Below are 18,059 nucleotides of genomic sequence, written 5' to 3'. Positions count from 1 at the left end.
CTGTCACGCCCGCTGCGCCGGCCGCCTGCCGCCACGCGCGGACGTGACGTCCGCTATGCCGAGCGCAGCTCGACGAGGGTGATCTGCGGTTCGGCCCCGACCCGGACCGGCGGACCCCAGAAGCCGGCGCCGTTGGTCACGTAGACCTTGGTGCCGTCGACCTCGCCCAGCCCGCTGACCACCGGCTGTTCGAGTCGGACGGCCAGGTTGAACGGCACCATCTGCCCGCCGTGGGTGTGCCCGGACAGTTGCAGGTCGACGCCGTACGTTGCCGCCTCGACCGCCGCCAACGGCTGGTGCGCGAGCAGGATCACCGGCCGGCTCGTGTCACGGTCACCGAGCGCGGCGGCGAAGTCCGGCCCGGCTGCGAGGCCGGTGCCCGTGCCGGACAGGTCGTTCACGCCGGCCAGATCGAGCACGCCGCCCCGGGCCTGGATCTCCTGCCGCTTGTTCTGCAGCACCCGCAGGCCGAGCCGGTCCACCTCCTGGACCCACTCCTCCACCCCCGAGTAGTACTCGTGGTTGCCGGTGACGAAGAAGCTGCCGTAGCGGGAGCGCAGGTCGCGCAGCGGCGCGGCGGCCGAGCCCAACTCGGCGACCGAGCCGTCGACCAGGTCACCGACGACCGCCACCAGGTCGGCGTCGAGCCGGTTGATCGCGGCGACGATCCGCTCGGTGTGCGCCCGGCCGCGCAGCGGGCCGAGGTGGATGTCGGAGACGGTCGCGATGCGCAGGCCGTCCATGCTGCGCGGGAGCTTTGCGAGCGGAATCCGCACCCGGTCCAGCTGGGGCGGGCCCAGCGCGGTGCGTACCCCGTACCCCGTGAGGCCGGTGGCGGTGAGGCCGGCGAAGATGGCGGCCCCGCGGGCCAGCAGCAGCCGGCGGGCCGGGTCGTGGTCCGGTGCCGCGACGGCGCCGACGGCCGGCGGCTCGGTCGGCCCGGCGGCCCCGACCAGGACCGGCTCGGGCGCGGCGGTGGTCGGCTCGGCGGCGATCACCCGGCGGCGCAGCACCAGCCGGGTGACCAGCATCGGCACTTCCAGCACGACGAGCAGGACCAGCAGGTAGAACATCAGCGCGAGCCAGAGGTAGCCCGGCCAGGCCAGCCAGTAGAGCCCGGCCTGGGTCCCGGCGAGGGTGATCGGCACGAGCAGCGCCAGGACCAGGGCGGCCATCCCGCCGATCCGCCGCCAGCGGCCCGGCGTGGTGGTGTCCCGAACCAGCCGCTTCCACAGGTAGAGATGGATGAGACCGGTGATCAGCGCCAGGACGGCTACGAAACCCACAACCGCCATTATCTGTGCGTCTCCCTCACCCGCCCGCGAACGGGGGCAGGACATCGATCGTCGCCCCGCCCGGCAGGGGTGCCTGACGATCATGACAGCTCACACCGTCCACGAGGAAACTCGCCACCCGCAGTACGGCGGCGAGTTGGTCGCCGTGCCGCTGGGCCAGCTCGACGGTGAGGTCGTCGAGTGACCGGCCGGCGGGGGTGACCTCCTCGGCGCGGCCGGCGGCGGCGCGCGCGCCCGCGAAATAGCGGATGGTCAGCGGCGTCGGGTCCACGACTCAGCCGCCGATCGCCGACATCGGGCGGGTCGGCTGGAGGAAGGTGGGGTCGTCGATGCCGTGCCCGGCGCGCTTGCCCCACATGGCAGTGCGCCAGCGTCGCGCCAGCTCGTCGTCGTCCGCCCCGCCGCGCAGCGCGGCACGCAGGTCGGACTCCTCGGTGGCGAAGAGGCAGGCGCGGACCTGGCCGTCGGCGGTCAGCCGGGTGCGGTCGCAGTCGCCGCAGAAGGGTCGGGTGACGCTGGCGATCACCCCGACCCGGGCCGGGCCACCGTTGACCAGCCAGGTCTCCGCCGGTGCCGCGCCGCGTTCGGTCGGGTCAGGGCTGAGGTCGAAGTGGGTACGCAGGGACGTCAGGATCTCCTCGGCGGTGACCATCGAGTTGCGGTCCCAACCGTGCTGGGCGTCCAGTGGCATCTGCTCGATGATCCGCAGTTGGTAGCCGTGGTCCAAGGCGAAGCGGAGCAGAGCCGGTGCGTCGCCGTCGTTGACGCCGCGCATCAGCACAGAATTGATCTTCACGGGGGCGAGCCCGGCGGCTGCGGCCCCGGCCAGCCCGGCGAGCACCGCGTCCAACCGGGGACGGCGGGTGAGCTGGGTGAACCGGGCCGGGTCCAGAGTGTCCAGCGAGACGTTGACCCGATCGAGGCCGGCAGTGCGCAGCGCCGGGGCGAGCCGATCCAGGCCGATGCCGTTGGTGGTGAGCGAGATCCGCGGGCGCGGCTCCAGCGCGGCGACCGCGGCCACGATGTCGAGCAGCCCGGGCCGGATCAGCGGCTCGCCGCCGGTGAACCGCACCTCGGTCACGTCGAGCCGCTCGACCGCCACCCGGACCAGACGGACGATCTCCTCGTCGATGAGCAGCTCAGGGCCCGCCAGCCAGGGCAGACCCTCGGCCGGCATGCAGTAGGTGCAGCGCAGATTGCACTTGTCGGTGAGGGACACGCGCAGGTCCCGGGCGACGCGGCCGTACCGGTCGACGAGGACGCCGTCGGTCCGCGGGGCGACGCTCACCTGTCGACCGTAGCGCGCTCGGGCCGGCCCAGGGCGGCACGGGCGTTCTGGATGACCGCGTCCCGGTAACCGCCGCCGAAGAGCGCGGTGTGCACGAGCAGCAGGTGCAGCTGATGCAGCGGCATTCGTGCCCGCCAGCCCTCGGTCAACGGCCAGCTCTCCCGATAGGCGGCCAGCACCCGGTCCAGGTGCGGGAGGCCGCCGAAGAGCGCCAACTGGGCGAGGTCGGTCTCCCGGTGGCCGCCGTGCGCCGCCGGGTCGACCAACCAGGCCCGGTCGTGGCCCCACAGCACGTTGCCCGGCCACAGGTCGCCGTGGATGCGGGCCGGTGGCTCGTCCCCGCCAAACTCGCCGACCCGACCGATCACCTGCTCGACCAGCTCGGCGTCAGCGCTGCTCAGAGCGCCTTCGTCGACCGATCGCCGCAGGTAGGGGACGAGTCGTCGTTCGGCGAACCACGTCGACCAGGGGCCGTCATCGGGGGTGTTGTCCTGCGGGAGAGCCCCGATGAAACCGGGCCAGGTCGCACCGAAGGTTGGTGCGCCGGCCCGGTGCAGGCCGGCCAACTCCCGGCCGAAGCGCTCGGCCGCCTCCGGCGTCGGCTCGCCGGGCTCCACCCAGTCGAGCGCCAGCAGGTCGGGCAACGCCACGATCACCTCAGGTACGGCGACCGTGCCGGTCTCCCGCAGCCAGCGCAACCCGGCCGCCTCGGCGTCGAAGAAGCCCTCCGGCGCCGGCCGGCCGGCCCGCTCCGGCCAGGACTTGGCGAAGACCGAGTGACCGTCGTCCAGGGTGAGCCGGGCGGCGGCGCAGATGTCCCCACCGGCGACCGGCGTCTCCCGGATCCGCTGGTGGGTCAGGAACGTCGGCAGGTGTGCCGGGTGCGCGCGCAGGTACGCCAGGTCCATCAGCGCACGGTAACCGCTCCCCACGACACAACGGTGCCGCCCGAACACATCGGCTCGGTTCCCGGCGCCACAGGTCGCTTCCGAGTACGTCTTGGTACGCGGTGAGCAGGGACAACACGGTGAGTGACTGTGGATAACTCGCGTGTCGTCCACAGGGGCGGCGAAGCCGTGCCACCGCGTCGCAGGCTGCCGGCATGACCTCGACCGAACGCCCCCGGCTCGCCGTCCGCTCACCCGCCGACCTGCTCGCCGCCGTGCCGTACCTGCTCGGCTTCCACCCCGCCGACAGCGTGGTCGCGGTGGCGCTGCGTGGACGGCAGATCATCTTCGCCGCCCGCGCCGACCTGCCCGATCCGTCGGCCGACCCGGTCGAGCGAGCCCAGCACCTGGCCGGGGTGATCCACCGGCAGGGCGCGGAGGCGGCGACCGTGGTCGGCTACGGGCCGCCCGACCGGGTGACGCCGAGCGTGGACGCGGTGCGCGCCGCCCTGACCGGCGCCGGGTTGGACGTGCTCGACGCGCTGCGGGTGACCGATGGTCGCTGGTGGTCCTACCTCTGCGCCGAGGCCGACTGCTGCCCGCCCGAGGGCCGGCGCTACGACCCGGCGGCCAACCCGGTGACCGCCTCGGCGGTCTTCGCCGGCCAGGTCGCGCTCCCCGACCGGGCCGCCCTCGCGGCACAGGTGTCGCCGGTGGACGGCCCGGCCCGGGACGCGCTGCGCGCGGCCACCGTCCGGGCCGAGCGGCGACTGACCGAACTGGTCGAGCAGGCGCCTGCGAGCGACCTGCTCGGCGGCCGGGCGCTGCGCTCAGCCGGGGTGGCAGCGGTCCGCGAGGCGCAGCGCCGGCAGCGGCGCGGCGAGCGGCTCGACGACGACGAGGTGGCCTGGCTGAGCCTGCTGCTGACCCACCTGCCGATCCGCGACCACGCCTGGGAACGCACCGACGGTCGGGACCGGGACATCGCCCTCTGGACCGACGTGCTCCGCCGGGCGGAGCCGGAGCTGACCGCCGCGCCTGGCGCGCTGCTGGCGTTCGCCGCCTGGCGGGCGGGGCAGGGGGCACTGGCCGCGGTCGCGCTGGAGCGTGCGTTGAGCCTGCACCCCGACTACTCGCTGGCCCTGCTCCTGGACGACCTGCTCCGACGCGGCGTGCCCCCATCGGAGCTGGACGGCTGGCCGTCCGTCGGCCTGCCCGGCGTGGTCCGTCCCCACAAGCGGGGCCGACGTGGCCGCCGCTGACCGGCAACGCCCAGCGCCCACCCCGGCCGGTAGCACCGCCGGTGCTACCAGTTTCGCTAGGCTTGTTGACATGACCGCGAAACGTTCCGTCAGTCTCCCCGACGATGTCGCCGACTGGCTCGACCGGCAGCCCAACGTCTCGGCCGCGATCACCGCGGCGGTACGGGCCCAGATGGCCGGCGCGCACCTCGACGAGGTGCTGCGGCGAGCCGGCATCGAGGTCACCGAGGCGGGCAAGGCGCGATGGCGGGGGCGGCTGGCGACGCCCATCCCGGCGGACGCCCTGGCTGAGGGGCGGCGGATGCTGGGTGACGCCGGATGAGTGATCGGATCGCGGCTGTGTTGGACGCGTCCGCGTTGACCGCCTACGCCGAGGGCAACGTTTCGGTGGGTGAGTTGATGGCGGAGGTCGCCGACGAGGGACGGCAGGTGGCCGTCCCCGCCGCCTGCCTGGCGGCCGCGTACGCGGGCACTGCCGACGAGGTCGGCGCCGCGCTGCTGGCCCTGCTGATGACCGCCCCGGTGGTCCGCCTGCTGCCACTCGACGCCGACGACGTCCGAGCCACGGGCATGCTGGCCCGCGCCGTCGACGGCGACATCTCGCTCGGCCACGCCGCCCGTGCGGCGCTCACCTACCGGGCGCACTACGCGACCGCGCAGCCCAAGGAGGCGGCGAAGGTACTGCCGGCCACGTGGAGCATTCTTGAACTTGACTGACGCGTCCGTCGAACGATGTACGCGTCTCTCCTGTCCACGGCCGAGTCGGATGAGCAGCCACCACCGGACAATGATCTCGTGTCCGAACTCCGTACCGGTACGACATGACCGTCGCGTTGCTGCTGTCGCTGGCCGGCCTGGCGTTGGTGGACAGCACCAGCATCGGCACCCTCTTCATCCCGGTCTGGTTGCTGCTCGCGCCCGGGCCGGTCAGCGTCCGGCGGATCCTGACCTATCTCGGGACGATCGCCGCCTTCTACCTCGCGGTCGGGCTGCTGCTCGTGTGGGGTGGCAGCAGGTTGGCGGACGTGCTGGGCGGGGCCACGGACAACCGCGGCGTGCTCTGGGCGCAACTCGTCCTGGGCGTGGCGCTTCTCGCGCTCAGCTTCCGCTACGACGGCAAACGACGCCCGCGTACCGGCGGCGTGCTGCGCTGGCGGGACCGGGCCACCGCGGGGGACTCCTCCGCTCGCTGGTTGGCCGGGCTCGCGCTGCTCGCCGCGCTGGCCGAGGTGGCGACCATGCTCCCGTACCTCGGCGCGGTGGGCCTGTTGGCCACCTCGGGGGTCGGCACGGCGACCGTGGTGGCCCTGCTCGCCGGATACTGCCTGGTCATGGTGTTGCCGGCGGTGCTGTTGCTGCTTGCCAGGGTGGCCCGCCCGGCGTTGGTCGAGCCGGTGCTGGCCCGGCTGAACGCCTGGATCATCACGAAGGCGGGCAGCGCGCTGGGCTGGCTCCTCGGCATCGTCGGGTTCCTGATCGCCCGCGACGCCGCAGCCCGGCTGGAGCTGTTCGACCTGCTCAACCGCTGACGATCCGCCCGCGTCAGGCCGGCTGCTCCACCGTGATCCGGTGCGCGCCGGCGTAGACGTTCATGGTCCGGCCGCGCAGGAACCCGACCAGTGTCATCCCGGCCTCGTCGGCCAGTTCCGCGGCGAGGGTGCTCGGGGCGGAGACCGCGGCCAGCAGCGGCAGCCCCGCCATCCACGCCTTCTGGGTCAGCTCGAAGCTGGCCCGGCCGGAGACCAGCAGCAGGTGCCCGGCCAGCGGCAGCCGGCGTTCCCGCACCGCCCAGCCGATCACCTTGTCCACGGCGTTGTGCCGGCCCACGTCCTCTCGAAGCACCACCAGCTCTCCGGCGGCGGTGAACAGCCCCGCCGCGTGCAGCCCGCCGGTCCGGTCGAAGCCGCGCTGGGCAGCGCGCAACTGGTCGGGCAGTTCGGCGAGGAGGGCGGCCGGCACGGTGAGCGGATCGGCCGCGACCGGGAACAGCGAGCGGGTGCGGACGGCGTCGATGCTGGCCTTACCGCAGACCCCACAGGAGCTGGTCGTGTAGAAGTTGCGGGACGGGTCGGTGGTCGGTTCCGGCACCCCGGGGGCGAGCACCACGTCCACCACGTTGTACGTGTTCGGCGTCTCCGCTCCGGCGCAGAGCTGGGCGGTGAGCACGTCGTCGGTCGACCGGATCAGCCCCTCGGTCAGCAGGAACCCGATGGCCAGGTCCAGGTCGTCCCCGGGCGTGCGCATGGTGACCGCGAGCGGCCGTCGCCGGCCGGGACCGGCCGCGCCGACCCGGATCTCCAGCGGCTCCTCCACGGCCAGGCTGTCCGGCCGGCGGACGGACCCGCGCCCGTCGGCCACCGCGTCCAGGTCGATCCGGAGTACGCCCCGTCGGTCAGTCGCCCGTCCCATCCCGCCATCCTGCACCCCGCGCCGGTACGCCCGCACGGCCACCGGCCACCGGCCACCGGCCACCGGGCATTCGGCATCGGGCGTCGGAGGCGCTGCTGCACGGCATCCTGCGCCTGCAGGAGAAGATCGCCGCCACCGGCCACCGGCCACGGGGCACCGGGCAGCGGCACCGGCCACCGGGCTCGGGCTCGGGCAGCCGGCACCGGCCACCGGACCGGTGGCGGCACGGCTACCGTGGCCGGGTGGGGACATACGCCGCCGTGGTGCTCGCGGGTGGGGCCGCCCGGCGGATGGGTGGGGTGGACAAGCCCGCGCTCCCGGTCGGCGGCCGGCCGATGCGTGACCGGGTGCTGGCCGCCGTTGCCGATGCCGCGCCGCGGGTACTGGTCGGCCCGGCCGACGCCGTCCCGGACGGGGTGCGGGTCACCCGGGAGGATCCGCCCGGCGGGGGACCGGTCGCCGCGACGGCGGCCGGGCTGGCGCTGCTCGACCCCGGTACGACACTTGTCGCGCTGCTCGCCGCCGACCTGCCGCTCCTCACCCGCGCCGCGATAGGCGAGCTGCTGACCCACCTCGCCCCGCGAGGCGGCACGGCCCACCTCGCCCCGGCAGGTGGCACGGCCCACCTCGCCCCGGCCGGCGGCACGGCCCACCTCGCCCCGGCAGGCGGCACCAGCCCTCCCGCCCAGGAACCCGACGCCAGCCTGCCTGACGGGGCGTGCTTCGTCGACGCGGACGGGCGGCGGCAGTCGCTCTGCGGGGTGTGGCGGGTCGCCGCGCTGCGCGCCGGGCTGGACCGGCTGGCGGCCGAGCGGGGCGGCACTCTGGCCGGTGCGCCCGTCCGGGCGCTGCTGGCCGACCTCGTCATCCGGGAGGTGCCCTGGTCCGGCGACGGCCCGCCGCCCTGGTTCGACTGCGACACTGACGAGGACGTACGCCGGGCGGAGGAGTGGGCGCGATGACGGTGATGGACGACTGGGTCACGGCGGCCTGCGCCGAGCTGGACCTGGACCCGACCCAGGTGCCCGTGCCGGCGGTGCTGGATCTGGCTCGCGACGTCGCCCACCAGGTGCTGCGGCCGGGGGCGCCGGTTTCCGCGTACCTGCTCGGGCTGGCGGTGGGCCGGGGCGCCGACCCGGCGGACGCCGCGGCCCGGCTCAGCGCACTGGCGGGCAGTTGGCCGGTCGAGTTGGGCGCCGACCCCGCCGATCCGACGGCGTCCTGACCTTCGGGCGGCAGCCAGAGCAGGCGCTTCTCCGCGCCCCGGCCGGGCCGCCTTTCGGGGGCGAAAGCACTGCCGCGCGATGCCGTTGTCCGATCCCGGTCCGGGCTGATCGGGCCGTCAGGCGACGTGGGTAGGGTGATCGTGACGGACGGAGGCGATCATGACGGCTGACCACCCCTCGGCGCCGGACGGTGAGCTGCCCGGCGGTACAGCCGAGCCGGCGGAGTCGATCCTGCTCGACGAGCCCAGCACCACAGACCTGCGGGCCAAGGTGACCGAGGCGTGGCGGGAGTTCGCCCGCGCGCTCGCCGTACGGCTGCGGGAGCTGCCCGCCGACGCGCACCTTGAGCTGACCCTGGACCCCACCGCCTCCGGGACCGGGGACGCCGTCTACTCGATCAGTGTCGACGTGGACGGCGACGGCTCGTTCTCCGCCCGGGCGGTCGGCAACGCCACCCTGCCGCCGGGCTACCGGCTGGACCGCGCCGCGGTGGCGGACATGATCGCGCTCGGCTGGTCCCCGCCCGGGGTGGTGGCCGGCTCCGGCGGTTCCTTCGGGCTGGACGGTACGACGGCGGAGGCGGCCCGGATCGCCGCGCTGCTCGCCCGGACGCTGCGCGACGTCTACGGCGCCCCGCACCCGGCGTTCCTCGTCTACATCGTGCATGACGCCGAGGGCGAGCCACTGGCCGTGGAGCCGCTGGGCACCGCGCGCAGCGAGTTCGGCCCGGACGCCGACGTCGAGGGGGACCTGGAGGAGGCGCTGGCCGAGGCGGCTGCCTCGCAGGTCGAGCGGGACGACGTGCTCGACCTGGCCGATCGGGTCCGCACCGTGGTCTCCACCATGTTGAAGTCCGACAGCGACCGGTTGCAGGTCGACTCGGACGGGGACATCAACATCCGCGCCGGTTCGGCGATGGTCTTCGTCCGGGTCCGGGACAACCCGCCCCTGGTGGACGTCCTCTCCCCGGTGCTCACCGAGGTCGAACCGACCGAGCGGCTCTACGTCAAGCTCTCCGAGCTGACCAACCGGATGCCGATCGGCCGCCTCTACTGCGCCGACGACACGGTCTGGGCGTCCATCCCGGTCTTCGGCCGCAACTTCCAGGCGACCCACCTCATGCTGGCGGTGCAGGTGATGACCGGGCTCGCCGATGAGTTGGACGACCGGCTGCACGGCGAGTTCGGCGGCAAGCGGTTCTTCAGCGAGGGCGACAAGCCGGTCCGCCGGGACGAGTCCGAGCACCGTACCGGCATGTACCTCTGAGCGCGGTTCAGGAGACGTCCAGCAGGGTCTTGCCGACTGTCGCGCGGGACTCGATGGCGGCGTGCGCGTCGGCGGCACGCTCCAGCGGGAAGCGCTGGCCGATCAGCGGTCGGAGCCGGCCGGCCGCCGCGTCCGCCAGCGCCTGATCGGTGTACGCCCGCATCCGGGCGGGCGGCACGTCCGGCCGGACCAGCGTGATCTGCCGGGCCGTGGCGTCCTCCGCCGACACCGGGGACCACTCGCCGCTGGCCAACCCGAAGCTGACCATGCGGCCACCCGGGGTCAGCAGCTCGAACGCCGTCCGGGCGACCGCCCCACCCACTCCGTCGAGCACCACGTCGACCCCGCCCACCGCGTCCCGGATCCGGCCGGCCCAGCCCGGCACGCGGTAGTCGACCGCCAGCTCGGCACCCAGCTCGGGCAGCAGGTCCACCTTGCCCGGCCCACCGGCCACACCGATCACCCGCGCGCCGGCCCGGGCTGCGAGCTGCACCAGGAGGCTGCCCACGCCGCCCGCTGCCGCCTCCACCAGCACCCGGTCGCCGGGGCCGACGCCGACCGCGTCGACCAGCATGGTGGCGGTGCGTCCGTCGGCCAGCAGCGCCACCGCGGCGTCCAGCGCCAGTCCGGCCGGCACCTCGAAGAGGGCGGACGCGTCCACCGCCGCGCGTTCGGCGTATCCGCCGGAGCCGCCGGTGGCGCTGACCACCCGCCGCCCGGTCAGTGCCGGGTCGACGTCCGGCCCGACGGCGGCGATCACCCCGCCGACACCGTTGCCGGGGATCAGCGGTGGGGTGACCCGGAACGGCCCGGGGCGGCCGGAGCGCAGCTGGGTCTCGACGAAGGTGATGTTCGCGTGCGCGACGTCGATCAGCACCTGGCCGGGGCCGGGTGTCGGGTCGGGTGCCGGGCCGGGTACCAGCGCTTCGGGCCCGCCGAACTCACGTAACCAGACTGCCCGCATGACATCCTCCTCGGCCGTGGTGGGTGGGCGTCGTGCCCACACGCCACGACCATCTCAACTCCTCAACCGGGCTTGAGGTCAAGGTCAACGGCTGGAGGGACCGACGCCGGGGGATTCGACCAGCCGGGAGAGCACGATGGTGCTCCGGGTGGAGGTCACGAACGACTCGGCGCGCAGCCGCTCCAGCGCGGCCTCCAGGTGGGCGATGTCGGCGGCGCGCAGATGCACGAGCGCGTCCGCCTCGCCGGAAACGGTGTACGCGCCGACCACCTCCGGGTGTCGGCGGGCGGCCACGCCGATCTGCGCCGGGGTGGTCCGGCCGGCGCAGAACAGCTCGACGAACGCCTCGGTGGTCCACCCGACGGCGGCCGGATCAACCACGGCCGTGAATCCCCTGATCACGCCGGTGGCGCGTAGCCGGTCGACGCGGCGCTTGACCGCCGGGGCAGAGAGTGACACCCGGGTGCCGATGTCGGCGTACGACGCACGGGCGTCGGCGACGAGCAACGCAATGATCCGCTGGTCTACCGCGTCTATCTGCAACGTTCCGCCTCTGGGAAGCAATGGTTGTGGCTGTTACCAAAGTTCAACGGTACCTACTCTTGGTGACCGTGAACCAGCAGCGAGTCCCGCGAAAGCGGACATATCTCCTGTGCTCGCCCGAGCACTTCGCGGTCGAGTACGCCATCAATCCGTGGATGGACGTGACCACCCCGGTCGACCGGGAGTTGGCCGTCAAGCAGTGGGACCGGCTGCGCGAGACGCTGGTCGCCCTCGGCCACGAGGTGCACCTGCTCACCCCTGAGCGGGGCCTACCCGACATGGTTTACGCCGCCAACGGTGCCTTCATGGTGGACGGCAGTGTGTACGGCGCGCGGTTCAAGCACGAGCAGCGGGCCGCCGAGGCCGCCGCGCACCGTGCCTTCCACGAGTCACAGGGCTGGCGCTTCATCGCCCCGAGTGAGACCAACGAGGGCGAGGGTGACTTCGCGTACGTGCCGGAGGCGCACGGGGGGCTCATCCTGGCCGGGCACGGCTTCCGCACCGAGTTGCCGGCGCATGCCGAGGCGCAGGAGGCGCTGGGACGGCCCGTGGTGTCGCTGCGCCTGGTCGATCCCCGCTTCTACCACCTGGACGTGGCACTCGCCGCCATCGACGACTCGAACGTCGTCTACTTCCCCGGCGCGTTCTCCGCGGCCAGCCAGCGGGTGCTCACCCAGCTCTTCCCGGACGCGGTGATCGCCGACGACGAAGACGCCATGACGTTCGGGCTCAACCTGGTCAGCGACGGCGCGAACGTGGTGCTCAACAGCGAGGCCACCCGGCTGGCCGGCAAGCTCAAGGCCGCCGGCTACAACCCGGTCCCGGTCGAGTTGGCCGAGCTGAAGAAGGGTGGCGGCAGCGTGAAGTGCTGCATCGCCGAACTGCGGCACTGATCCGAACACCGCCGCGTACGTCAGGGGCCGACCTCCCGCCCGGGAGATCGGCCCCTGATCGCGCTCGGTGGGCGGTCAGCCCAGCGTGGCCAGCTCGTTGATCAGCACGTTCGACATGACCTGACCGTCGCGCTGCACCTCGCGCAGGTACCACTTCTGCTGCGGGGTACGCGGCTGGTTGAACTGCCAGATGCCGCGTGGGCTGTCGATCTGGCCGATCTTGCCCAGCGCCAGGTTGACCTGCTGCGAGTTGGGTTTCCCGCCGGTCAGCCGGATCGCCTGGTCGAGCACCTGCGCCGCGTCGTACGACGCCATGGCGTAGGTGGTCGGCGTGACCTGGTACTTCTTGCGGTAGGACGAGGCGAAGACCCGGTTGGACGTGTTGTTGAGGTCGGCCGAGTAGTTCAGGGCGGTCTGGATGCCCAGCCCGTCGTTCTTCAGGCTCTCCAGCACGGTGCCCTCGGTGAGGAAGCCGGGTGCGTAGACCGGTCCGGAGTACTCCTCGCGCAACTGCTTGATGAACTCCACGGCGGCCGCGCCGGCGAAGAAGCAGAAGACCGCGGTCGGCTTCTTGGCGAGCGCCTTGTTGATGTCCGCGACGTAGGTGGACTTCCTCGGGTCGGGCGTGCCGTTGGTGTAGGTCACCGGGTCGGCGATCCGCGGGTCGGTGGCGCCGAACTCCTGCCGGAAGCCCCGCACCACGTCCGAGCTGCCGACGTTCTCCGGCATGATGATCGCGACGCGGCCGTTCGCCGGCAGCTTGTCACGAAGGTAGCGGCCCAGCGCCCGGCCGGCCTCGTCCAGCACGTAGGACGTCCGCCAGATGTAGAAGACGCTCTGCAGGCTGCTCGGTGAGGCGTTGGAGCCGATCAGCGGGACCCGGGCCTGCTCCACGGTGTCCCGGATGGCGACCATCACCGACGAGTTGACCACCCCGGTGAGCGCCAGCACGCCCTGCTTGAGCAGGTCGTCGACGGCGGCCTTGCCGCTCTTCGCGTCATCGCCCTCGTCGGCGGTCAGCAGGCTCACGGGGTGCCCGCCCAGCCGCTGGTCGTGCAGGTCGAGGAAGAGTTGGAAGCCGTTGGTGATGTCGTCGCCGATGCTCTTGAACCCGCCGGACTGCGGCGTGACCAGACCGATCTTGACCGGGCTCAGGTTGGCGGTCGGGTCGGCCTCGCTGTCGGAGCCGCACCCGGCGGCGAATCCGGTCGTACCGAGCGCGGCCAACAGTTGGAGCGCCCGCCTGCGATTCATCTGCGACACCGAGTTCCTTCCAGGAGCGTTGCAGGGCAGAACACGGCCCCTCCGGCGTTCTACCTGCTCCGCGACGCTGCGTCAATGGCTATTGATCATCGTGTAGGGACCGCAACACATCCAAAACCTGGGGCCAGGCCGGGGACTCTGGGTCTATCAGCCCGAAATGCTCGCATTCCGGCAGCTCAACAAGGGAGATATCGGATCCCGCCGCACGGGCTGCTGTGACAAAGTCCCGGCTCATCACCGCCGGCACCTGTTGATCCGCCGAACCATGTAAAACTACTGTCCGTGTTCGGGTCGGCACCAACATCCGTGGATCGGCCGCCGCGTACCGATCCGGGACCTGTGCCGGGCCGCCGCCCAGCAGCGCGGCCACCGCGCCCGAGTCCAGATCCCGCCGGTACGCCTCGGCCAGGTCGGCCACCGGGGCCAGGGCGAGCACCCCGCCCACCGTCCCCGGCGCGGTGGCCGCAACGTACAGCGCCAGCTGGCCGCCGGCGGAGTGACCGATCAGGATCGGCGCGGCCCGGGTCACTCGGTCGGGCAGCGCCTCGGCCGCCAACCCGGGCAGCGCGGCCACCCCGGTCAGCACATCGGTCAACGTCCCCGGCCAACCCCCGCCCGGCTGCCCGGTGCGCCGGTACTCAAGCTGCGCCACCGGGTACCCGCACGCGGCGAGCGCGGCGGCCAGCGGCCCGGTGTGCCGCCGGTCGTACTCGGCCCGCCAGAAGCCACCGTGCACCACGACGACCAGCGGTCGCGCCGGCCCGGCGCCGGCGGGAAGCCGGAGGTCGGCCACTTGGTCCGGGTGGTCGCCGTACGCCACGGTCCGGTGCGGCTCCGGTGCGGGCCGGGTCAGCACGGCGCGCGGGTCGGCAGGCATGGCGCGAACCGTAGCGCGCCCCGCCCGGGTGGTTCGGTCCCGGGAGTCGGTCCCGACCGGCATGGGTCGCGCTCGCTGGGTAAAGATGGACCCCATGACCGAAGCGCGCTCCGCTGGACAGAACGACGAGCCCGGCCCCGACGACTCCGGCCACTCCGGCACCGTGGTGGTGGTCGGCCCGGACGGACGGCCGATCGGCACGATGCAGACCGAGGAGGGGCAGGGCGAGGATCCGACCCGCCTGGTCGAACAGCCGGCCAAGGTGATGCGGATCGGCAGCATGATCAAGCAGTTGCTGGAGGAGGTCAAGGCCGCCCCGCTGGATGACGCCAGCCGCAACCGGATGCGTGAGATCCACCAGCGGTCCATCGTCGAGCTCAAGGACGGCCTGGCCCCCGAGCTGCGCGACGAGCTGGAGCGGCTCTCGCTGCCCTTCACCGAGGACAAGGCCCCGAGCGAGAGTGAGCTGCGGATCGCGCACGCCCAGCTCGTCGGCTGGCTGGAGGGCCTGTTCCACGGCATCCAGGCGGCCCTGGTCGCCCAGCAGATGGCCGCCCGGGTCCAACTGGAGCAGATGCGCTCCGGCCGGCAGGCGCTGCCCAGCGGCCCCGGCGGGATCGTGCCCGGGATGCCGGGCATCGGCCAGCCGGCCGGTGGCGAGGGGCACAGCACCGGTCAGTACCTCTGACCTGCCGGGCCCCGGCCCGGTCAGTCCACCCCGAAGATCTTTTCCAGGTACGCCGCCACGCCGTCCTCGGAGTTCGCCGCGGTCACCTCGTCGGCGATCGCCAGGACGGCGCGGTGCGCGTTGGCCACCGCCACACCCCGCCCGGCCCAGGTCAGCATCGGCACGTCGTTGGGCATGTCGCCGAAGGCCAGCACGTCCGCCGCGGCCACGCCGAGCCGGTCGCAGTACCAGTCGAGCCCGGCCGCCTTGGTCACCCCGGCCGCGGAGATCTCCACCAACCCGGAGTTCGACGAGTGCGTCGCCTCGGCCAGCCCCGCCACCGCCACGGCGACCAGTTCGGCGAAGGCGTCCGGGTCCTGTTCGCCGGCCCGCACGAGCAGCTTCACCGCCGGGACGGACAGCAGTTCCTCCGGCGTTCGTACCGGCCGGATCGCCTCGTGGTCGGCGTCCCAGCGCAGCGGGTACCGCTCCTCGTGGCGCATCTCCCGGCTGTCCAGGATCTCCACCGCGAAGGCGATCCCGGGCACCTCGGCACGCAGCCGCTCCGCCACCTCGGCAAGGTGCTGCGGGGCGAGCGGGTCGGCGCGCAGCACCTCGTCGCGTACCGGGTCGTAGACCACGGCGCCGTTGGCGCATACCGCCGGCAGCGGCTCGGCCAGTTGCTCGTACACCAGCTTGAGCCAGCGGACCGGGCGGCCGGTGACCAGCACGACCGGCGTGCCCTGCGCGACGATCCGGGCCAGCACGTCGGCGGTGCGCGCGCTGACCGTGTGGTCGTCGCGGATCAACGTGCCGTCGATGTCGGTGGCGATCAGTCGCGGCGTCTCTTCCATCACCGGGACAGTAGTCGGTCCAGGTACACCGCCACCCCGTCGTCGTCGTTGCGGAGGGTCACCTCGTCGGCGGCGAGGCGGACGGTGGGGTGCGCGTTGGCCACCGCCACCCGGGACCAGCCGGCCCACCCGAACATCGGCAGGTCGTTGGGCATGTCACCGAAGACGAGCACGTCGGCCGGGTCGACCCCGAGGGTCTGCGCCACCACGGTCAGCCCGGTCGCCTTGTCGACGCCGGGCGGGCAGATCTCGATGAAGCCGAGCCCGGCCTGGGTGAGCGTGGCGACCTGCGGCGGGACGATCCGACGGGCCACCGCCAGCAACTCGTCCACGTGGTGGTCGGCCGTCCGGGCGAACGCCTTGATCACGTCGCAGGAGAGGCACTCAGCGCGGCTGCGCGCCTCGAACCTGTCCTGGTACGGCCAGCTCGCGTGGTAGTCGCCCCAGAGCGGGGCGTCGTGCTCGTCGGACGCCTCGACCATGACGGTCAGCGGGCCGACCTCGGCCTCCAGGTCGGCGAGCAGCCGGGCCAGCACCTCACCGGCCAGCCGCTCATCACGGAGCACCACCGGGCCGGTCGGGTCGCTCTGGTCAACCACCCGCCCGCCGCCGGCCATCACCAGGAAGTCGGCGGCCCGGATGTCGTTGCGGGTCAGCTCGGTCAGCCGAGGGCCGCGTCCGGTCGCGCCAACCACCGGAATTCCGGCGGCCCGCACCCGGTCGAGCACCCCGTGGGTGTACGCGGAGACGGTCTCGTCGCTGCGGACCAGCGTCCCGTCGAGGTCGGTCGCGATCAGCTTGGGCAGTCCCGGGCGGGTCATCGTTCCTCCTTCGCCCGCCGCCGTCGCAGCCTGCCGTGCGGTACTGGTGCCGAGACCCGGCGTGACGGCGGGCAGCAACCGTATCTCGCGGAACGGGTCGCAACCATGGCTTCCAGGCGAATCGGGCGCCAACGGCCGGGGCACCGTCGGTGCCATGGATCGCAGAAACACGCAGTGCGGGCGAGATCGCCCAACGGGGCCTCGGGGGACCGAACCCGTGCTGCTCAGCTCGGGGGTTCGGGGTGGGCGAACGGGACCGCCGAGGTGACCGTCAGGTCGGCCGGCGCGGGACGGCCGTCCTCGTCGATCGGGTCGGGGTCCCGGCGGCGGCGCCAGCCTCGTCCCGTCCCGTCGTCCCCAGCCCGGTCGCCCTCCGCCGGCCCGGCGTCTGGAGCGTCCGGGGCGGCCGGGGCGGCCGGTGCCAGCCGCAGCGCGACACCGAGCAGCACGCAGGCGGCGAACGCCATCACCAGGCCGCGACCGTATTCGGCGCGGAATCCGTCCTGGGACGAGTAGAGGAGGCTCCGCTGAGCCGGGTCGTCGAGCGTCGCCACGGCGGCCACCAGCAGCGCCAGCAGGGCTCCGGCCAGGGTGAGCCCGGCCAACCGGGCGTTCGGCCGGACGGCCGCCGTGCCCCGCAGCGCCAGTGCCACGATGCAGACCAGACCGAGCAGCCCCACCAGATAGCCGACCCCGAAACCGCCGACCTCGGACAACCCGGCGGGCACCTCGATCGCGGTGTTCCCGTCGGGTCCGCCATCCGGCACGGTCATCACCAGCCACTCGCCGACCAGCGAGGCGACCCCGGCCACCGCGCCGAGCCCAGCCAGCAGCAGGGGTACCCGTGGGTCACGGGTCAGGCCGGCCAGGGATCGGCCGAACCGACGCCGCGGGGCCGGCTCGACAGCACCCCACTCGATCACGGCAGGGCCGTCGGACCGGTCACCTTGCCGGGGGATCGGCAGCTCCTCGGACATCGGCCATCCTTCCGCCGGTCGCGGGCCTGGGCCGAATCATTTCACAGCCGGCGGATCGTGACGGGAATCGCAGGGCGGGCGTCGGCGCCGGTCGGTCGCCCGGCGGTCGCCTTTCCGCTAGCGTTCGGGTCATGCCAATCCGTACCGCATCCGCACAATGGCAGGGCAACCTCACCGAGGGCTCCGGCACCGTCCGCACCGGCAAGGGCGGCCTGTCGGGCAACTACTCCTTCAAGTCGCGCTTCGAGGAGGGCGAGGGCACCAACCCCGAGGAGCTGATCGCCGCCGCGCACTCCGGCTGCTTCTCGATGGCGTTCTCGAAGGCTCTCGCCGACGCCGGCTCGACGCCCACCTCGGTCGAGACCACGGCCAAGGTCCACCTGGACAAGACCGACGCCGGGATGACCGTGACCCGGATCGACCTGGAGACCGTCGGCCAGGTGCCGGGCATCGACGACGCGGAGTTCCAGAAGCTCGCCGAGGCCGCCAAGGCCAACTGCCCGATCTCCCGCCTGCTCTCGCCGGGCGCCGAGATCACCCTCACCGCCCGCCTGGCCTCCTGAACCG

General features: G+C 73.1%; 22 protein-coding genes. 10 read left to right on the top strand and 12 right to left on the bottom strand.

Features of this window, described 5'->3' with window-relative positions; genetic code table 11:
* Positions 1 to 53: 53 nt before the first annotated feature.
* Genes OG470_RS07010 through OG470_RS06995 form a run of 4 tightly spaced genes read right to left on the bottom strand, consistent with a single transcriptional unit; the run spans position 54 to position 3,491 of the window.
* Positions 54 to 1,298: a metallophosphoesterase gene (locus OG470_RS07010; RefSeq protein ID WP_328426186.1), complete on the bottom strand. Its 1,245-nt coding sequence runs from the start codon at positions 1,296 to 1,298 to the stop codon at positions 54 to 56.
* 13 nt (positions 1,299 to 1,311) lie between these two features.
* A complete protein-coding gene (locus tag OG470_RS07005) occupies positions 1,312 to 1,566 on the bottom strand; it encodes a MoaD/ThiS family protein (RefSeq protein ID WP_328421921.1) in 255 nt (84 codons plus the stop codon).
* Positions 1,567 to 1,569: 3 nt separating this feature from the next.
* Complete coding sequence (gene moaA / locus OG470_RS07000) at positions 1,570 to 2,583, bottom strand: GTP 3',8-cyclase MoaA (protein ID WP_328421919.1); 1,014 nt, start codon at positions 2,581 to 2,583, stop codon at positions 1,570 to 1,572.
* The gene (locus OG470_RS06995; protein ID WP_328426184.1) at positions 2,580 to 3,491 is read right to left on the bottom strand and encodes a fructosamine kinase family protein; all 912 of its coding nucleotides are present in this window, start codon (positions 3,489 to 3,491) and stop codon (positions 2,580 to 2,582) included. The genes moaA and OG470_RS06995 overlap by 4 nt, the downstream gene beginning before the upstream one ends.
* Before the next feature lie 194 nt (positions 3,492 to 3,685).
* Here OG470_RS06995 and OG470_RS06990 point away from each other — a divergent pair, with 194 nt between their 5' ends.
* The 4 genes from OG470_RS06990 (at position 3,686) to OG470_RS06975 (ending at position 6,261) form a co-directional block, all read left to right on the top strand.
* Positions 3,686 to 4,732, top strand: a complete 1,047-nt coding sequence (locus OG470_RS06990) for a DUF4192 domain-containing protein (RefSeq protein WP_328421917.1) — start codon at positions 3,686 to 3,688, stop codon at positions 4,730 to 4,732.
* A gap of 70 nt (positions 4,733 to 4,802) precedes the next feature.
* Positions 4,803 to 5,054 (top strand): hypothetical protein, encoded by a 252-nt coding sequence (locus tag OG470_RS06985; protein WP_328421915.1) that lies wholly within the window; start codon positions 4,803 to 4,805, stop codon positions 5,052 to 5,054.
* Positions 5,051 to 5,449 (top strand): hypothetical protein, encoded by a 399-nt coding sequence (locus OG470_RS06980; protein ID WP_328421913.1) that lies wholly within the window; start codon positions 5,051 to 5,053, stop codon positions 5,447 to 5,449. Before OG470_RS06985 ends, OG470_RS06980 begins: the two co-directional genes overlap by 4 nt.
* A 104-nt stretch (positions 5,450 to 5,553) precedes the next feature.
* Positions 5,554 to 6,261, top strand: a complete 708-nt coding sequence (locus OG470_RS06975) for a GAP family protein (RefSeq protein WP_328421911.1) — start codon at positions 5,554 to 5,556, stop codon at positions 6,259 to 6,261.
* A 13-nt stretch (positions 6,262 to 6,274) separates the two neighbouring features.
* On the opposite strand, the gene fdhD is transcribed toward OG470_RS06975, so the two are convergent.
* Positions 6,275 to 7,141: a formate dehydrogenase accessory sulfurtransferase FdhD gene (gene fdhD / locus OG470_RS06970; RefSeq protein WP_328421909.1), complete on the bottom strand. Its 867-nt coding sequence runs from the start codon at positions 7,139 to 7,141 to the stop codon at positions 6,275 to 6,277.
* 242 nt (positions 7,142 to 7,383) lie between these two features.
* On the opposite strand from fdhD, the gene mobA reads away from it, so the two are divergent.
* From mobA to OG470_RS06955, 3 genes are all read left to right on the top strand, one after another.
* Complete coding sequence (gene mobA / locus OG470_RS06965) at positions 7,384 to 8,103, top strand: molybdenum cofactor guanylyltransferase (protein WP_328421907.1); 720 nt, start codon at positions 7,384 to 7,386, stop codon at positions 8,101 to 8,103.
* Positions 8,100 to 8,366, top strand: coding sequence for a DUF6457 domain-containing protein (locus tag OG470_RS06960; RefSeq protein WP_328421905.1), 267 nt, complete (start codon positions 8,100 to 8,102; stop codon positions 8,364 to 8,366). Before mobA ends, OG470_RS06960 begins: the two co-directional genes overlap by 4 nt.
* A 160-nt stretch (positions 8,367 to 8,526) precedes the next feature.
* Positions 8,527 to 9,633, top strand: coding sequence for a T3SS (YopN, CesT) and YbjN peptide-binding chaperone 1 (locus OG470_RS06955; protein WP_328421903.1), 1,107 nt, complete (start codon positions 8,527 to 8,529; stop codon positions 9,631 to 9,633).
* A 7-nt stretch (positions 9,634 to 9,640) separates the two neighbouring features.
* Here OG470_RS06955 and OG470_RS06950 read toward each other — a convergent pair whose 3' ends face one another.
* Positions 9,641 to 10,597, bottom strand: a complete 957-nt coding sequence (locus OG470_RS06950) for a zinc-binding dehydrogenase (RefSeq protein ID WP_328421901.1) — start codon at positions 10,595 to 10,597, stop codon at positions 9,641 to 9,643.
* Positions 10,598 to 10,681: 84 nt separating this feature from the next.
* Positions 10,682 to 11,140, bottom strand: coding sequence for an Lrp/AsnC family transcriptional regulator (locus tag OG470_RS06945; RefSeq protein ID WP_328421899.1), 459 nt, complete (start codon positions 11,138 to 11,140; stop codon positions 10,682 to 10,684).
* A gap of 59 nt (positions 11,141 to 11,199) precedes the next feature.
* Between OG470_RS06945 and ddaH the strand changes: the two genes are divergently transcribed.
* A complete protein-coding gene (gene ddaH / locus OG470_RS06940; protein WP_328421897.1) occupies positions 11,200 to 12,033 on the top strand; it encodes a dimethylargininase in 834 nt (277 codons plus the stop codon).
* A gap of 75 nt (positions 12,034 to 12,108) precedes the next feature.
* Here ddaH and OG470_RS06935 read toward each other — a convergent pair whose 3' ends face one another.
* Both OG470_RS06935 and OG470_RS06930 read right to left on the bottom strand, forming a co-directional pair.
* Positions 12,109 to 13,296 (bottom strand): ABC transporter substrate-binding protein, encoded by a 1,188-nt coding sequence (locus OG470_RS06935; RefSeq protein ID WP_328421895.1) that lies wholly within the window; start codon positions 13,294 to 13,296, stop codon positions 12,109 to 12,111.
* A gap of 79 nt (positions 13,297 to 13,375) precedes the next feature.
* Positions 13,376 to 14,173, bottom strand: a complete 798-nt coding sequence (locus OG470_RS06930) for an alpha/beta hydrolase family protein (protein ID WP_328421893.1) — start codon at positions 14,171 to 14,173, stop codon at positions 13,376 to 13,378.
* An 85-nt stretch (positions 14,174 to 14,258) separates the two neighbouring features.
* Here OG470_RS06930 and OG470_RS06925 point away from each other — a divergent pair, with 85 nt between their 5' ends.
* Positions 14,259 to 14,861: a bacterial proteasome activator family protein gene (locus OG470_RS06925; RefSeq protein WP_328421891.1), complete on the top strand. Its 603-nt coding sequence runs from the start codon at positions 14,259 to 14,261 to the stop codon at positions 14,859 to 14,861.
* Between the two features lie 20 nt (positions 14,862 to 14,881).
* Here OG470_RS06925 and OG470_RS06920 read toward each other — a convergent pair whose 3' ends face one another.
* From OG470_RS06920 to OG470_RS06910, 3 genes are all read right to left on the bottom strand, one after another.
* A complete protein-coding gene (locus OG470_RS06920) occupies positions 14,882 to 15,694 on the bottom strand; it encodes an HAD family hydrolase (protein ID WP_328421889.1) in 813 nt (270 codons plus the stop codon).
* Positions 15,694 to 16,515, bottom strand: coding sequence for an HAD family hydrolase (locus OG470_RS06915; RefSeq protein ID WP_328421887.1), 822 nt, complete (start codon positions 16,513 to 16,515; stop codon positions 15,694 to 15,696). Before OG470_RS06915 ends, OG470_RS06920 begins: the two co-directional genes overlap by 1 nt.
* A 224-nt stretch (positions 16,516 to 16,739) precedes the next feature.
* Positions 16,740 to 17,492: a hypothetical protein gene (locus tag OG470_RS06910; protein WP_328421885.1), complete on the bottom strand. Its 753-nt coding sequence runs from the start codon at positions 17,490 to 17,492 to the stop codon at positions 16,740 to 16,742.
* A gap of 131 nt (positions 17,493 to 17,623) precedes the next feature.
* Between OG470_RS06910 and OG470_RS06905 the strand changes: the two genes are divergently transcribed.
* Positions 17,624 to 18,055 carry an OsmC family protein gene (locus OG470_RS06905; RefSeq protein ID WP_328421883.1) on the top strand — a complete coding sequence of 144 codons (432 nt, stop codon included), beginning with the start codon at positions 17,624 to 17,626 and terminating at the stop codon, positions 18,053 to 18,055.
* Positions 18,056 to 18,059 lie beyond the last annotated feature (4 nt).

Origin of the sequence: Micromonospora sp. NBC_00389 (assembly GCF_036059255.1) — a bacterium.
In the GTDB taxonomy this organism is placed as follows: Bacteria; Actinomycetota; Actinomycetes; order Mycobacteriales; family Micromonosporaceae; genus Micromonospora.
Note: the sequence above shows the minus strand (reverse complement) of the source record. Positions and strands in the feature narration are given on the sequence as shown.

Coding starts and splice junctions, on each gene's coding strand:
- OG470_RS06905 (WP_328421883.1), top strand. CDS start 17,624: ATGCCAATCCGTACCGCATCCGCACAATGGCAGGGCAACCTCACCGAG.
- OG470_RS06955 (WP_328421903.1), top strand. CDS start 8,527: ATGACGGCTGACCACCCCTCGGCGCCGGACGGTGAGCTGCCCGGCGGT.
- OG470_RS06985 (WP_328421915.1), top strand. CDS start 4,803: ATGACCGCGAAACGTTCCGTCAGTCTCCCCGACGATGTCGCCGACTGG.
- OG470_RS06930 (WP_328421893.1), bottom strand. CDS start 14,173: ATGCCTGCCGACCCGCGCGCCGTGCTGACCCGGCCCGCACCGGAGCCG.
- OG470_RS06990 (WP_328421917.1), top strand. CDS start 3,686: ATGACCTCGACCGAACGCCCCCGGCTCGCCGTCCGCTCACCCGCCGAC.
- OG470_RS06950 (WP_328421901.1), bottom strand. CDS start 10,597: ATGCGGGCAGTCTGGTTACGTGAGTTCGGCGGGCCCGAAGCGCTGGTA.
- OG470_RS06975 (WP_328421911.1), top strand. CDS start 5,554: ATGACCGTCGCGTTGCTGCTGTCGCTGGCCGGCCTGGCGTTGGTGGAC.
- OG470_RS06995 (WP_328426184.1), bottom strand. CDS start 3,491: ATGGACCTGGCGTACCTGCGCGCGCACCCGGCACACCTGCCGACGTTC.
- fdhD (WP_328421909.1), bottom strand. CDS start 7,141: ATGGGACGGGCGACTGACCGACGGGGCGTACTCCGGATCGACCTGGAC.
- OG470_RS06915 (WP_328421887.1), bottom strand. CDS start 16,515: ATGACCCGCCCGGGACTGCCCAAGCTGATCGCGACCGACCTCGACGGG.
- OG470_RS06925 (WP_328421891.1), top strand. CDS start 14,259: ATGGACCCCATGACCGAAGCGCGCTCCGCTGGACAGAACGACGAGCCC.
- OG470_RS06980 (WP_328421913.1), top strand. CDS start 5,051: ATGAGTGATCGGATCGCGGCTGTGTTGGACGCGTCCGCGTTGACCGCC.
- OG470_RS06960 (WP_328421905.1), top strand. CDS start 8,100: ATGACGGTGATGGACGACTGGGTCACGGCGGCCTGCGCCGAGCTGGAC.
- OG470_RS06910 (WP_328421885.1), bottom strand. CDS start 17,492: ATGTCCGAGGAGCTGCCGATCCCCCGGCAAGGTGACCGGTCCGACGGC.
- OG470_RS06920 (WP_328421889.1), bottom strand. CDS start 15,694: ATGGAAGAGACGCCGCGACTGATCGCCACCGACATCGACGGCACGTTG.